The organism is Glutamicibacter sp. BS14, from assembly GCF_056934375.1.
Genome location: NZ_CM167801.1, coordinates 2,596,542 through 2,609,880 on the forward strand (window position 1 = coordinate 2,596,542; position 13,339 = coordinate 2,609,880).

General features: G+C 60.9%; 14 protein-coding genes. 8 read left to right on the forward strand and 6 right to left on the reverse strand.

Going from position 1 to position 13,339, the window contains the following annotated elements; all coding sequences use genetic code 11:
- Positions 1-92: 92 nt before the first annotated feature.
- From msrA to epsC, 3 genes are all read left to right on the forward strand, one after another.
- A complete protein-coding gene (gene msrA / locus AC1Z36_RS12325; RefSeq protein ID WP_483561289.1) occupies positions 93-620 on the forward strand; it encodes a peptide-methionine (S)-S-oxide reductase MsrA in 528 nt (175 codons plus the stop codon).
- Positions 621-747: 127 nt separating this feature from the next.
- Positions 748-1,683: a cysteine synthase A gene (cysK, locus tag AC1Z36_RS12330; RefSeq protein WP_332489254.1), complete on the forward strand. Its 936-nt coding sequence runs from the start codon at positions 748-750 to the stop codon at positions 1,681-1,683.
- A gap of 142 nt (positions 1,684-1,825) precedes the next feature.
- A complete protein-coding gene (gene epsC / locus AC1Z36_RS12335) occupies positions 1,826-2,410 on the forward strand; it encodes a serine O-acetyltransferase EpsC (RefSeq protein WP_105657773.1) in 585 nt (194 codons plus the stop codon).
- Positions 2,411-2,592: 182 nt separating this feature from the next.
- Here epsC and AC1Z36_RS12340 read toward each other — a convergent pair whose 3' ends face one another.
- Complete coding sequence (locus AC1Z36_RS12340) at positions 2,593-3,873, reverse strand: dicarboxylate/amino acid:cation symporter (RefSeq protein WP_105661226.1); 1,281 nt, start codon at positions 3,871-3,873, stop codon at positions 2,593-2,595.
- A gap of 297 nt (positions 3,874-4,170) precedes the next feature.
- Entirely contained in the window at positions 4,171-4,683 is a 513-nt protein-coding gene (locus AC1Z36_RS12345; RefSeq protein ID WP_483561290.1) for a hypothetical protein, read from the reverse strand.
- A gap of 130 nt (positions 4,684-4,813) precedes the next feature.
- Between AC1Z36_RS12345 and AC1Z36_RS12350 the strand changes: the two genes are divergently transcribed.
- From AC1Z36_RS12350 to AC1Z36_RS12360, 3 genes are read left to right on the forward strand one after another with little or no spacing between them, the layout of a single operon-like run.
- Positions 4,814-7,075, forward strand: a complete 2,262-nt coding sequence (locus tag AC1Z36_RS12350) for an ATP-binding cassette domain-containing protein (RefSeq protein WP_483561291.1) — start codon at positions 4,814-4,816, stop codon at positions 7,073-7,075.
- Between the two features lie 2 nt (positions 7,076-7,077).
- On the forward strand, positions 7,078-7,368 hold the full coding sequence (locus AC1Z36_RS12355; RefSeq protein ID WP_286134224.1) for a GNAT family N-acetyltransferase: 291 nt from the start codon (positions 7,078-7,080) through the stop codon (positions 7,366-7,368).
- Between the two features lie 9 nt (positions 7,369-7,377).
- Positions 7,378-7,578: a GNAT family N-acetyltransferase gene (locus AC1Z36_RS12360; protein ID WP_286134223.1), complete on the forward strand. Its 201-nt coding sequence runs from the start codon at positions 7,378-7,380 to the stop codon at positions 7,576-7,578.
- Here the strand turns inward: AC1Z36_RS12360 and AC1Z36_RS12365 are convergent, their stop codons facing one another.
- Genes AC1Z36_RS12365 through AC1Z36_RS12375 form a run of 3 tightly spaced genes read right to left on the reverse strand, consistent with a single transcriptional unit; the run spans position 7,579 to position 9,626 of the window.
- Entirely contained in the window at positions 7,579-8,112 is a 534-nt protein-coding gene (locus AC1Z36_RS12365) for a hypothetical protein (RefSeq protein ID WP_105657769.1), read from the reverse strand.
- 59 nt (positions 8,113-8,171) lie between these two features.
- Entirely contained in the window at positions 8,172-9,182 is a 1,011-nt protein-coding gene (locus tag AC1Z36_RS12370) for an NADP-dependent oxidoreductase (protein ID WP_105657768.1), read from the reverse strand.
- Between the two features lie 51 nt (positions 9,183-9,233).
- A complete protein-coding gene (locus AC1Z36_RS12375; protein ID WP_105657767.1) occupies positions 9,234-9,626 on the reverse strand; it encodes a DUF1304 domain-containing protein in 393 nt (130 codons plus the stop codon).
- Between the two features lie 92 nt (positions 9,627-9,718).
- On the opposite strand from AC1Z36_RS12375, the gene AC1Z36_RS12380 reads away from it, so the two are divergent.
- Complete coding sequence (locus AC1Z36_RS12380) at positions 9,719-10,297, forward strand: TetR/AcrR family transcriptional regulator (RefSeq protein ID WP_483561292.1); 579 nt, start codon at positions 9,719-9,721, stop codon at positions 10,295-10,297.
- Between the two features lie 591 nt (positions 10,298-10,888).
- Here the strand turns inward: AC1Z36_RS12380 and gndA are convergent.
- A complete protein-coding gene (gene gndA, locus AC1Z36_RS12385; RefSeq protein ID WP_105657765.1) occupies positions 10,889-12,328 on the reverse strand; it encodes an NADP-dependent phosphogluconate dehydrogenase in 1,440 nt (479 codons plus the stop codon).
- A 208-nt stretch (positions 12,329-12,536) separates the two neighbouring features.
- Here gndA and AC1Z36_RS12390 point away from each other — a divergent pair, with 208 nt between their 5' ends.
- The gene (locus AC1Z36_RS12390) at positions 12,537-13,271 is read left to right on the forward strand and encodes a FadR/GntR family transcriptional regulator (protein ID WP_105657764.1); all 735 of its coding nucleotides are present in this window, start codon (positions 12,537-12,539) and stop codon (positions 13,269-13,271) included.
- The last annotated feature ends 68 nt before the right edge of the window (positions 13,272-13,339 follow it).

Below are 13,339 nucleotides of genomic sequence, written 5' to 3' on the forward strand. Positions count from 1 at the left end.
TGCAACGCCGCAACGTTGTGAACTGTGTGAGTATTCCCAGCCTTCAGTCCCCTCATCAATTCAGCCCGTTCCTGGAAGTCCAGGACACCAAGTTGAGCACCTTCGTACTAGCCGGCGGTTGCTTCTGGTGCTTGGATGCCGTGTACCAGCGAACGCGTGGCGTCCACGCCGTGATTTCCGGATACATCGGTGGCCACACCAAGGATCCGGCCTACCGCGAAGTCTGCAGCGGCACCACTGGCCATGCCGAAGGTGTCGCCGTGATCTTTGACCCGCAAGTGGTTCCGGCCGAAGTCATCTTGGACATGTTCTTTACCGTGCACGACCCGACGACGCTGAACCGCCAGGGCTACGATGTGGGCACGCAGTACCGCTCGGCGATGTTCCCGCTCGATGACCGGCAGCGCGATCTCTTCCAGGACGCCATCGAGAAGTTCTCGCGCGTATACCCCAATCCGATCGTCACTACGCTCGAAGAGTCCAAAGATTTCTATCCTGCCGAGCAAATCCATCAGGATTATTACTCCGAAAACCAGGAAGTCGGCTATTGCCGCGTGATTATCGATCCAAAGATCGCGAAAGTCAGGAAATATTACGCTCAATGGCTAAACGAAGCCTAGTCGCGCTTTTGGCCTACTAGGGTTAGTTGTGAACCTCATAGGTGTCCGGCGGTTACGCCAGATTCCGGCAATTATTTCGCCGCAACTAACTGCGGCTGCATAGAGTCACGTAAGGATTGCATACAAGATGGGCAAGATCTACAACAACGTCACCGAAGTCGTCGGCAACACCCCGCTGGTGAAGCTGAACCGCGTCGGCGAGGGCCTGCCAGGGAACATCGCTGTGAAGCTGGAATTCTACAACCCGGCGAACTCCGTCAAGGACCGCATCGGCGTGGCCATCGTTGATGCAGCCGAAGCCTCTGGTGCATTGAAGCCAGGCGGCACCATCGTTGAGGGCACTTCGGGCAACACCGGCATTGCACTGGCGATGGTCGGTGCAGCCCGCGGCTACAAGGTCATCTTGACCATGCCTGAAACCATGTCCACCGAGCGCCGTGTGATGCTGCGCGCTTTCGGCGCCGAGATCGTGCTGACCCCGGGCGCCGACGGCATGCGCGGGGCTGTGGAAAAGGCCAAGGAGATTGTTGCGACTTCCGAGAACGCTATCTGGGCGCAGCAGTTCGCCAACACCGCCAACCCGCAGGTCCACGCAGAGACCACCGGTCCGGAGATCTGGTCCGATACCGAAGGCAAGATCGATATCCTGGTTGCCGGCATCGGTACCGGTGGCACTATCACCGGTGCAGGCCGCTACCTGAAGGAAAAGAACCCAAACCTGAAGATCGTGGCCGTTGAGCCCAAGGATTCCCCGATCCTCAACGGCGGAAAGCCCGGCCCGCACAAGATCCAGGGACTGGGAGCGAACTTCATCCCCGAGGTGCTCGACACCGAGCTGTACGACGAAGTCCTGGATGCCAGCATCGAGGATTCGGTATCGACCGCTCGCGCGCTGGGCGTCAAGGAAGGCATCCTCGGCGGCATCTCCGCTGGCGCAGCCGTTTGGGGTGCGGTACAGATCGCCGCGCGTGAAGAGAACGCCGGCAAGCAGATCGTTGCGATCATCCCGGACTTCGGTGAGCGCTACATCTCCACCCTGCTCTTCGACGACATCCGCGGCTAAGTCAATTTGCAGAAGCAGAATAAATCGGCGCGAGCCACTGTTGGGTCTATAGAGAGACCTGTATCGGTGCAACTCGCGCCGATTTGCTGTGTGACATCTGCGGATTGTCCCCGAGCGAACCGCAACCCCTAAGGTAGTATTCATGAGTTTTTTCTCCCGCCTGCGTGAGGATTTGGCCAACGCACGCCAGCACGATCCGGCAGCGCGAAGCGATCCGGAAAACTTCTTCGTGTATTCCGGACTGCACGCGATCTGGCTGCACCGGTTGGCCCACAAGATGTGGCAGAACCCCTCGCTGAAGTGGCCAGCGCGTTTGCTATCCCAGGCGAACCGCGCCCTGACCGGGATCGAGATCCATCCCGGCGCGACCATTGGGCGCCGCTTCTTCATCGACCACGGCATGGGCATCGTCATTGGCGAGACTGCCGAAATCGGCGATGACGTCATGCTGTACCACGGGGTGACCCTCGGCGGCCGTTCACTGGCCAAGGTCAAGCGCCACCCGACCATCGGTGACCGCGTGGTCATCGGTGCCGGAGCCAAGGTGCTCGGCCCGATCGTCATCGGCGCGGATTCCGCCATCGGTGCGAACGCCGTGGTCGTCAAGGATGCTCCGGAAGGCTCGATCGTCACCGGAATCCCCGCACAGAACCGTCCGCGCAGGCCTGAAGAACGCAAGCCTGCTGTAGACCCGGCCGAGTACATCGACCCGGCCATGTGGATCTAGTACTACCGCTGCTGCCACTGCGGCAAAGCAAACCCGCCCAGCACACGGACCGGCCACGGTCCGCCTGCTGGGCGGGTTTTCGCTTTCGCCCCGATCCTTGCGGGCAAAGCAAAACATCGATGCCCGGTACCACTGCGAGTCTGGTACCGGGCATCGATGCCTATGCGAGTGATGGAAGCCGTTTAGGCCAGCTTGTGGTCCGCAGCTTCGGTGCCATCGGCCAGCTCTACGACCTCGTCCTCAGGATCCTGGGGCTGGGCGCCGAGCTTGCCACGGGTCAGCTTGTGCATGATCATGGCCAGCGCGCCGTCACCGGTCACGTTGGTTGCGGTGCCGAAGCTATCCAGGGCAATGTAGGCTGCGAACATCAGGCCGACTTCGACCTCGCCGAAGCCCAGCATCTGGGCGAGCAGGCCAGCAGCGGCCGCAATAGCGCCACCAGGCACGCCGGGAGCTGCAACCATCATGACGCCGAGCATCAGGATGAACGGGAAGTAGGCGCCGAAGGAAACGTCGCCACCGGTCAGCAGGAGCACGGCGATGGAGAAGCAGGTGATCTTGACCATCGAGCCCGACAGGTGGATGGTGGCGCACAGCGGGATGACGAAACCGGCGACCGCATCGGAAACACCGTTCTTCTTCGCAGATTCCAAGGTCACTGGAATGGTTGCGGCCGAGGAGGAGGTACCCAATGCGGTGAAGTAGGCATTGCGCATGCCCCACAGGGCGGCCAGCGGGTTGCGCTTGTTCATCGCGCCAGCGATGGAGTACTGCACCAGCAGGACAACCAGGGTGAGCACGAAGGAGACCACGGCAACGAAGAGGAACTTCTGCACTACGGTGACGGCGTCACCGGCAGCGGACAGATCCAGGAAGATGCCGAAGATGAACAGCGGCAATGCGGGAACAACCACACGGCGGATAACCATCTCGATGATGTTGCGGAACTCCACTGCCCCGCGGAAGAGGACGGTGGAACGGAAGGCGGTCAGGCCCAAGCCCAGCATGAATGCCAGGACCAGCGCGGTCATGACGCCCATCAGCGGTTCCAGCACGATCTCTGTTGCCGATTCGCCTGCGCTGCCGACCAGGGAGAAGTACGGCTCAAAGCCGGATCCTTCGCCTCCGCCAACTTCCTCGACGCCACCGCCGGAAAGCGACTTGGTGAATAGCCAACGGCTCACGAAGTATGCGAGCAGGCCCGCGCACAGGGTGGAGGCGTAGGCGATGGCTGCGGTGATGCCCAACCACTTGCCGGCGCCTTTGCCGAGCTCAGCGATAGCGGGTGCCACCAAACCGAAGATGATCAAAGGCACGACGAAGCCAAGGAATCCGGAGAAGATCGAGTTGTAGGTCAGGAATACGCTTCCCAACCAGACCGGCATGACCGGGCCAAGCAGAATACCCAGCAGAATGGCGACGACCACCCAGCCAAGCAGTGGGATAGATTTCAGCAGCTTCATGAATGTCCTTTAAACGGTTCGGGCTCGGAGCGCACTGTTGGACGGGCCACAAGTGTGTCGTGGCGCACGCCTCAATCATGATAGACGTAATTTTTGTTACACCGAAATCCTGTGAATGGATTGAGTGTTACGAGAATACGCCCTTCTGCCGAATAATCTCTACCGTAAATCGCAACACGCTCAATCAGGTTCGATCCCTGGTGCGGAGGGGGTTCGGGAGCTGAATATTCGTCGATTAAACGGCAGCAGGGCGGATCTGCCCCATTAAGCAGTCCCGCCCCACCTTGGATTCATTGATTATTCGAAGTTCGCTTCAACCACGCCTTGTTCGTGGCCCTGGCCAACCACCTGGCTTTGCACGCGCAGGTTGAGCACGGATCCGTCATCGGCATTTTCATAGCTCACGAAGACCGAACCGGCTCCGGCATCGCTGCCAGTTTGCGACCAGTTCGGTCCGCCCGCCGCCGAATGCCCGGTGAGCAAGGCGACCACCTGATCGGTGGCCAGCTGTTTCATCTGCGCTTCATTTCCATTGCCCCAAGCGACGACCAGGGCATCTGCGTACTCGGTAGCGCTCGATGGGAGCTTGCCCAGCTCTTGGCCTCCGACAGTTCCGGATTGCTCCGACTCCCCGGCATCCCCGGGAGAGGATGCCGTTGGCGATGCGGACTGCGTTGGGGTGGCTTCAGGAGTTGACGGCTCCTGGCTTGCGGTGCCACCTGCAGTGCCGCCGCAACCGGCGAGCGCAAGGCACCCGGCCAGCGCCGCCACCGAACTGAGCTTGAGTAGTTTCCTAGGTGCGTCCGGCATGGATTTCTCCGCTCTCGCAGGGGGTCGCTGATTCCTTGTGGGTTCGATACTCCACCGGAATCGGCAGCGTTTGCAAGTCCGCTATCCTACGGCAGGTGTCGGTTGGAGCATTTCTCAGTAGGCTTGGGGCATGAGCCAGCACCCTGCCGATAGCCATGACACCATTCGAGTACGCCAAGCCCGGGAAAACAACTTGCGAGGTGTTGACGTCGATATTCCAAAACGGCGCATTACCGCGTTTACCGGTGTTTCCGGTTCGGGCAAGTCCTCCCTGGTGTTCGGCACGATTGCTGCAGAGTCCCAGCGCCTGATCAATGAAACGTATACGACCTTCATCCAGAGCTTCATGCCCTCGATGCCCCGGCCTGATGTAGAAGTGCTGGAAAATCTCTCCACGGCCATCGTGGTCGACCAGGAACGCATGGGCGCTAATTCGCGTTCTACCGTGGGCACGGCGACCGACGCCTACTCGCTCTTGCGCGTTCTGTTTTCGCGTTATTCCACTCCGAGCGCCGGCGGCGCTGGCGCGTACTCGTTTAATCTCGGCCAGGGCGCGTGCCCTGTCTGCGAGGGTTTCGGCACCGAGGCGAGCATCGACCTTGATGAGCTGCTGGATTGGGACAAGTCGCTGAACGAGGGGGCCATCAAGGCGCCGAACTTTGCCCCGGATTCATGGCTGTGGCAGACGCTGACTGCCGGCACGCAAGCAGATCTGGACATGAAGCTCAGGGTCATGCCCAGTGCCATGCTTGACCGCTTGCTCTACGAAGAAGCAGGCAAGGTCAAGCTCAATGGGGCCAACATGAGCTACTCCGGTTTGGTCACGCGCATCAAGTCCAACTACATCCATTCGGGCAGGGAGATCAAGCAAGCCCATATTCGTGCCTGGATCGAACGCATCTCCACGACCGCACCGTGCTCTGCCTGCGCCGGATCACGGCTCGGCCAGGCCGCTCGTGATTCGAAGATCAATTCCTTGGGAATCGCGGACATGACTGCACTGCAGGTTTCCGAACTGCTCGAAATCCTCGAGAAGATCCAGATCCCGGATGCAGCGCCATTGACCACCAATTTGAAGGCAGTGCTCAAATCCATGGTGGATTTGGGGTTGGGATACCTGTCCCTCGACCGTCCGGCGGGGACCCTTTCGGGCGGCGAAGCCCAGCGCGTGAAGATGATCCGGCATCTTGGATCAGCACTCAGTGATGTCACGTATGTCTTCGACGAGCCCACCGTTGGATTGCATCCCCATGACATCCAGCGGATGAACGGGCTGCTGGCTGGCCTTCGGGACAAGGGCAATACCGTGCTGGTGGTGGAGCACAAACCCGAGGTCATCGGCATCGCAGACCACGTGATCGACTTGGGCCCGGGCGCTGGTACCCATGGCGGCACCATTTGCTACAGCGGTCCAGTGGACGGCCTGCTGTCCAGCGATACGCTGACCGGAAAGCACTTCACCACGCGTGCTGCGCTCAATGCGAACCCGCGCGAGGCACAGGGGTCCATGCAAGTGCGCAGTGCCTCCCTGCACAACCTGAAGAATGTTTCCGTGGATATCCCTACCGGCGTGATGTGCGCAATCACCGGTGTCGCCGGTTCCGGCAAATCCACGCTGATCCATTCGACAATCGCCAAACGTGATGACGTGGCGGTGGTGGACCAAACCGCCATCCGAGGCTCCCGGCGTTCGAACCCGGCCACCTATACCGGGATCATGGATCCGATCCGTGCGGCGTTTGCTAAAGCCAACGGCGTGAAGCCTGCCCTGTTCAGCGCCAATTCGGCCGGAGCATGCCCGGGGTGCAGCGGTGTCGGATACACCTATACGGACTTGGCATCCATGGCCGGAGTGGCCTTGCCTTGCGAGCAGTGCGGCGGCAAGCGATTCACCGCTGATGTGCTGGAATACACCCTGGATGGGTTGAACATTGCCGAAGTCCTGGACTTGAGCATGGAAGAAGCGCTTGAGCAGCTCAAAGTACCCAAGGCGAAGGCCGCGCTCGAACGCCTGAACCAGGTGGGTCTGGGATACCTGAAACTGGGACAGCGGCTGAACACGCTTTCTGGCGGCGAACGGCAGCGAATCAAGCTGGCTATCCATTTGGGCCAGGGCGCCGGTACCTACATCCTGGACGAGCCAACCACAGGATTGCACATGGCTGACGTGCAGAACCTGCTGCGCCTGCTCGACGAGATGGTCGATGAAGGCAATACCGTCGTGGTCATCGAGCATCATCTGGCGGTGGTAGCCCACTGCGACTGGGTCATTGACTTGGGTCCCGGGGCAGGGCACGAGGGAGGAAGCATTGTCTTCGAAGGGACCCCGGCCGACCTTGCCGTCTCCGGCACGCTGACCGGAGTTCATCTGTCCGACTACATCAAGGGATAGGAATGGCACAGAAGCTCAGGAAACCGCTGCCTGCCGACGCGCAGGAGCTTGCCAGGTTGCATGTCGAATGCTGGAAAGAAACCTACACGCAGCTGCTGCCAGATGGTTTCTTCGACCCTGCCCACAGTGAGCAGCGGCTGCGCATGTCGGACAGGGTTCTGGAGGACCCGAATCCGCTCTTCAGGATTTCGGTGGCGGAAAATGAGGACGGGAAGCTTGTCGGATTCGCGTTCTCTGCATCACCCATGGGGAATACCGACGGGATACCGGAGAACGTCTCTCGCCAGCTGTAGAACCTGTATGTGCTGGAAGACTTCCATGGCGACGAAACAGGGCAGGCGCTGCTGGATGCAGTCCTTGGCGATGAGCCGGCCGTGCTGTGGGTGGCGGCCCAGAATCCGCGTGCCATCCGATTCTACGAACGCAACGGATTCGCCTTCGACGGCGTGAGCGAGGACGACCCGGCTGCTCCGAAAATTACCGACGCAAGAATGATCAGGTAGCTAGCAAGCGGACAGAATCCCGACGATGTCCGGGTCGCTCCCACGACCCAGTTTCGCGTCGATTTTCAGCACCAGCTGAGCCTGGCGAATCAGTGTGCCGTATTCGGGGCCAGGATCGGGGGTCGCGCGGATTCCCGTGGCGCTGAGTTGGCGCGATTTGTCCATGGCCAGCTCCTTGAGCACATCACGGATCAAGGCCAAATCCTCTGGCTGCACCGCCCAGCTATCCCTATGGCCACGAAGCCAGGATTTGCGCCGCGCCCCCTCCAAGCCTTCGGGCAGCTCGCCGACGCCTTGCAGGTGGTCGAGCATCGAGGTACCGACGTTCCGCTCGGTGATGTCTTGGGACAGGCACCGGTCGATGGCGTATTGGACACGCAGCCACCATTGCCCGGCGGTATCCAGTTTCGAGCGCAGCCGCAGTGTCCGCAAGGCCAGAACAACGCCTACGGCCGCGATGAGTACTGTCAAAAGCGGGACGAGCGAGAGCAGGATCCCCAGCCCCGCGCCCCAGCTACCACCATAACCGTTCATGCTCCGATCCTAGCCCTTGAATCGGGGGTCGGACCGGAGCAATCCTCGGGTTGGCAGAACTAGATGCGCACCAGCATCTTGCCGGTGTTCGCACCGCGCATCATGCCAAGGAAGGCATCCACGGTATTCTCGATGCCATCAACGATCGTCTCGTCGTAGGCGATCTTGCCTTCGGAGAACCACTTGCCCATGCGCTCGCCGAACTCCGGGGCGAGGTCAAGGTAGCTGGAGAGGGTGAATCCCTGAAGTTTCAGGCCGCGGGTGATCAAGTTGGCCATGTTCTGCGGGCCAGGAGTCGACTCGGTGGTGTTGTAGCTGGCGATAGCGCCGCACAGGGCAGCACGACCGCCATCGTTGAACGCTGCCAGGGCGGCTTCGAGGTGGTCCCCGCCCACGTTGTCGAAGAAGACATCGATGCCTTCCGGGGCTGCGGCGGCCAGCTGCCCACGGACATCGCCATCCTTGTAGTTGAAGGCGGCATCGTAGCCGTACTTGCTGGTCAGCAGTTCAACCTTCTCTGCACTGCCGGCCGAGCCGATGACGCGCTTGGCACCCATGAGCTTGGCGATCTGCCCGGCAGCCGTGCCCACGGCACCTGCAGCGCCGGAGACGAAGACGGTCTCGCCCTCGGCAAGATTGGCGACTGCGCTCAGGCCTACATAGGCGGTCAAGCCGGTCATTCCCAAGATGTGCAGGCGCAGCGACGAGGAAACGCCGGGCAGATCAGGTGCCTGCTTGAAGTTCGCAGAGTCAGCCTGCACGGTGTCAGACCAGCCCAGCTGATGCTGGACCAGGGTACCTGCCGGGAACGCTTCGTCCGCGGTCTCGATGACACGGCCAATTGCGCCTCCGAGGATCTGCTCGCCAATCTTGAATGGCGGGATGTAGGAACGGGTGTCATTCATGCGTCCGCGCATGTACGGGTCCACGGAAATGAACTCGTTGCGCACCCGGATTTCACCGGTCTTCAGCTCCGGCAGCTCAACGGTCTGGACGGTGAAGTTCTCCTGCGTTGGCCAACCGGACGGACGGGAGGCGAGCAGGATCTGCGTGCTGGTTGCTTCAGTCATGGTTACCAGTTCTTTCAATTCTCGGTGATATTGGAAACTCTCGGTGTCGTTCTAGTTGCCCAGCGCCAGGCCGAGGACCAGCAGCACAACTGACAGCAGCGGGAACATCCCCTGCTTGACGGCCAGCTTGGCTTTGCCCGGGCTTCCCAGTGCCAGCACCAACGCAGCGGCCAGCATGGAGCCGGCTCCGGCGAAGACCAACGTGGCACCCGCAGCCAAGTGGCCCATGCCCAGGGCAATCACCCCGGCAAGTGCGGCAACTGCCAAGAAGAGGTTGTAGAACCCCTGATTGAAGGCCATTTCGCGCGTTGCTTCTGCTTCAGCCTCGCTGGTCTTGAACAAGGCGCGGGTTTTTCCAGTGGTCCAGGTGATGGACTCCATCGAGAAGATGTAGATGTGGAGCAGGGCAGCGGCGGTTGCGAAGATCTGCGCGGCGATGATCATGGCTTGTCCTTGGTGTTGGGAAGGCAACTATTCTGTAACGACCATTTCAATATATACTGGAATGGTCGTTACGAAAAGAGGAGGTGGGTGTGATGGCGCGTACATCTGCATTCGACAAGGAAACGGCTATCCAGAACGCCCGCTCGGCGTTCTGGTCCAAGGGCTTCGAGGCCACGTCCATTCCCGAACTTGAAAATGCCACCGGCCTGAGCCGTTCAAGCATCTACAACTCCTTCGGCTCCAAGCGCGGCCTGTTCGACGCAGTGGTAGACAGCTACTTGAACGAAATTGTGCGCCCACGGTTGCGTCCGCTGCTCCAGGACCCAGTACCTTCACAGGCATTGAGAGACTATCTGCGTGGGCTTGCTGCCGTTTTCGCGAAGCCAGAGTCCCTGCCTGCAGCCCATGGGTGCCTGCTGATCAACACCGCCAGCGCACCGATCGCAGCAGAGAACGAAATCGCCGCCATCATTTCCGCGTACCGGGAAGAACTTGATGAAGCCATGGGCCGCGGCTTGCGTGCCATTCGCCCGGATCTTTCAGTTGAACGCCATGCCCTGCTGAGCGACACCATCACCGGTCTGGTAGTAGCGGCTTTCACTCTGGTGCGCATCTCCCCCAGCGAAGCTGTTCGCTTGTTGCAATGCGCCGAGAATTTGCTAGATGACTAGGACCGGTTTGCTGCCCCTATTCCTTTCCGGGCTTATGCCGCAAGCCCGGGGCACCTTTTCCCGGATTGCTTCTAGCCAGGCACTGATCCACGGATCAATTCAGTGATTGCACCGCAGAGGGCTGCCGGCTCGCTGCGCGGGTGCCCTGCCGCCTACTGCCAGCGGCAGTTCGTTCTGCATTCAGCGAGTTTTCTGCCGCGTGCTGGATACGGGAACCCCTGCTTTTCATCCGATTAAATAGTCCGGCTCCTGCGCTTCGACGGCCGCAGCCAATCACCGGCGCATGCGTGGCAGATCAGTTCGCACGCAGCAGGCATTAATCGTCACGCTTGCCGCAGAAAATCCAACTGCTTTTGGCTGCTGCGCCGATTTTCCGCACCGCTGGGATCCGTACTCCCCTGAGCGCATGGCACTGGCCGGGACCTGCCTCTGTCCCACCCAGCATTCGGCTGAGCATGCCCCACGGCTGCCAGTTCCAGCGAAGCGGGACAGCGCGCAGAAGGGCTCAAATGGCAGAAGCCCACCAGTTCAATCGAATTGAACTGGTGGGCTTCGGATCAGCCAGCAGCTGCTAGCGTCGAATCACTCCGCTTAGTGGGTGTCCTCGGCAGCGATTTCGGTACGGTCACCGCTCCACTGCGTGTGGAAGGTGCCTTCCTTGTCGGTGCGGCGGTAGGTGTGCGCACCGAAGTAGTCGCGCAGGCCCTGGGTCAGGGCTGCTGGCAGACGGTCGCGGCGCAGGCCATCGTAGTAAGCCAGCGACGAGGAGAACACTGGTGCAGGGATGCCCAGCTGGACAGCAACGGAAACCACGCGGCGCCATGCTGGAACTGCCTTGTTGATGGCTTCAGCGAATGCCGGAGCGAACAGCAGGTTCGAAGGCTTCTCGCCTGCCGAGTAGGCAGCGGTGATGTCCTTGAGCAGGGCTGCGCGGATGATGCAGCCTTCACGCCACAGGCCAGCGATCTCGTCGAGCTTCAGGTCCCAGTTGTATTCGCCGGCAGCCGAAGTGAGCATGTCGAGGCCCTGCGCGTAGGAGACGAGCTTCGAAGCGAACAGTGCCTGGCGCACATCCTCGACGAAGTTCTCCGGCAAGGTGACCTCGGCAGTTTCGCCGGTCAGCACCTTCTGGCCCACGGCGCGGATATCGCGCTGCGAGGAAAGGGAACGGGCGAAGACCGACTCGGCGATGGCCGAAACAGGCGAGCCCATATCCAGGCCGGACTGCACGGTCCAGCGGCCGGTGCCCTTCTGGCCTGCGGAGTCCTGGATGACGTCGACCAGCGGCTTGCCGGTGGAGGCATCGACGTGGCCGAGCACTTCAGCGGTGATCTCGATCAGGAAGCTGGACAGTTCGCCCTGGTTCCATTCGTTGAAGATCTCCGACTGCTTGGCTGGCTCGATGCCGGCGGCGCTGCGCATCAGATCGTAGGCTTCGCCGATGACCTGCATGTCGGCGTATTCGATGCCGTTGTGGACCATCTTCACGAAGTGGCCTGCACCGTCGGTGGAGATCCAAGCGCAGCACGGTGCGCCGTCGTCGGCCTTGGCGGAGATCTTCTCCAGCATCGGGCCCAGCGACTTGTAGGATTCAGCGGAACCGCCGGGCATGATCGATGGGCCGAGCAGTGCGCCCTCTTCGCCACCGGAAACGCCGATGCCCACGAAGTGCAGGCCCTTTTCAGCCAGGGCAGCTTCGCGGCGGCGGGTGTCGGTGTAGTGCGAGTTGCCGGCGTCGATGACCACGTCGCCCTCTTCGAGCAGCGGCACCAGCTGGTCGATGACCGAGTCCACTGGACCGCCGGCCTTGACCATGATCAGCACGCGGCGCGGGGTTTCGAGGTTTGCTACCAGCTCTTCCAGGCTTTCGGTGCGAATGAAATCGCCCTCATCGCCATGAGCTTCCAGCAGCGCGTCGGTCTTGCCGACCGAGCGGTTGTGCAGGGCGACGGTGTATCCGTTGCGAGCGAAGTTACGGGCAAGGTTTGCGCCCATGACGGCCAGACCTGTGACACCAATCTGTGCAGGCATAAAAATAAGTCTCCATCGATTACGGGGAGTTGAACCGCCAAGCAGAGACCGGATGAGTCACGATCCCTGTTCACGGCCACGTGACCTTTCCATCCTACAAGGGCGACGCCCGTGTTTTACAGAGGATCGCGTAAATTAAAGCATATTTATTTCGCGGATCGACTCGCCATAGTCCGATTTGGCGCAAGTCATTGGCTAAACTGACCCCATGGCAACTAGTCTGCACGCTCATGTGGTTGAGCACCTCGGCTCTCGCATTATCAGCGGGCAAATTCCGCGCGGCTCCATCATCCTCGCCGCCGACCTCGAGCAGAAGCTCCAGGTCTCGCGTTCGGTGATCCGTGAAGCCATCCGCGTTCTGGCCCAATGCGGCCTAGTCACCAGCACTAAGCGCGTGGGCATCCGCGTGCTGGGAGCGGAGCGCTGGAACCCCTACGACGATCATGTCATCCGTTGGCGGCTGGCCAGCGACCAGAAGGGCGCACAGCTGCGCTCGCTGACCGAGCTGCGCATTTCCGTAGAGCCGATGGCCGCGGAACTGGCGGCCGAGTTCGCCCCCGAAGCGATGCGCAAGGAGCTGATGATGCTCTCGGCGCAGATGAACCATTACGGGCGCCAAGGCGATTTGCGACGTTTCCTGGAACTGGATATCCGATTCCACGCTGTGGTGCTGGCCGCCTCCGGCAATGAGATGTTCGCGAACCTCTCCACCCCGATCGGAGCGATTTTGCGCGGCCGCACCGAATTGGGCCTGATGCCTGAACGCCCGCACGAGGAAGCGTTGCTCTGGCACCAGTCGGTCGCCGATGCCATCTCCAATTCGGACTCCGCCAGCGCGCGGAAGAACATGGAAAGCATCATGCGCCGGACGCACAACGAGATCTGCAGCCTCTGGGACGGCGCGCCGCGCTTGTTCGTGGACCCGGCCAAGAGCGCCCAGTAACCCGGCATTTCCTTCTTAAAAGCGAATCCGCCGGGGCAGCGAATGCATCGCTGCCCCGGCGGATTTTT

What these genes read in the sequence shown, in the direction of transcription:
- AC1Z36_RS12345 (WP_483561290.1), bottom strand. Translation starts at nt 4,683, where the DNA reads ATGCCGGACGCACCTAGGAAACTACTCAAGCTCAGTTCGGTGGCGGCG.
- AC1Z36_RS12365 (WP_105657769.1), bottom strand. Translation starts at nt 8,112, where the DNA reads ATGAACGGTTATGGTGGTAGCTGGGGCGCGGGGCTGGGGATCCTGCTC.
- AC1Z36_RS12375 (WP_105657767.1), bottom strand. Translation starts at nt 9,626, where the DNA reads ATGATCATCGCCGCGCAGATCTTCGCAACCGCCGCTGCCCTGCTCCAC.
- AC1Z36_RS12390 (WP_105657764.1), top strand. Translation starts at nt 12,537, where the DNA reads ATGGCAACTAGTCTGCACGCTCATGTGGTTGAGCACCTCGGCTCTCGC.
- AC1Z36_RS12340 (WP_105661226.1), bottom strand. Translation starts at nt 3,873, where the DNA reads ATGAAGCTGCTGAAATCTATCCCACTGCTTGGCTGGGTGGTCGTCGCC.
- epsC (WP_105657773.1), top strand. Translation starts at nt 1,826, where the DNA reads ATGAGTTTTTTCTCCCGCCTGCGTGAGGATTTGGCCAACGCACGCCAG.
- cysK (WP_332489254.1), top strand. Translation starts at nt 748, where the DNA reads ATGGGCAAGATCTACAACAACGTCACCGAAGTCGTCGGCAACACCCCG.
- AC1Z36_RS12370 (WP_105657768.1), bottom strand. Translation starts at nt 9,182, where the DNA reads ATGACTGAAGCAACCAGCACGCAGATCCTGCTCGCCTCCCGTCCGTCC.
- AC1Z36_RS12350 (WP_483561291.1), top strand. Translation starts at nt 4,814, where the DNA reads ATGAGCCAGCACCCTGCCGATAGCCATGACACCATTCGAGTACGCCAA.
- AC1Z36_RS12380 (WP_483561292.1), top strand. Translation starts at nt 9,719, where the DNA reads ATGGCGCGTACATCTGCATTCGACAAGGAAACGGCTATCCAGAACGCC.
- gndA (WP_105657765.1), bottom strand. Translation starts at nt 12,328, where the DNA reads ATGCCTGCACAGATTGGTGTCACAGGTCTGGCCGTCATGGGCGCAAAC.
- AC1Z36_RS12355 (WP_286134224.1), top strand. Translation starts at nt 7,078, where the DNA reads ATGGCACAGAAGCTCAGGAAACCGCTGCCTGCCGACGCGCAGGAGCTT.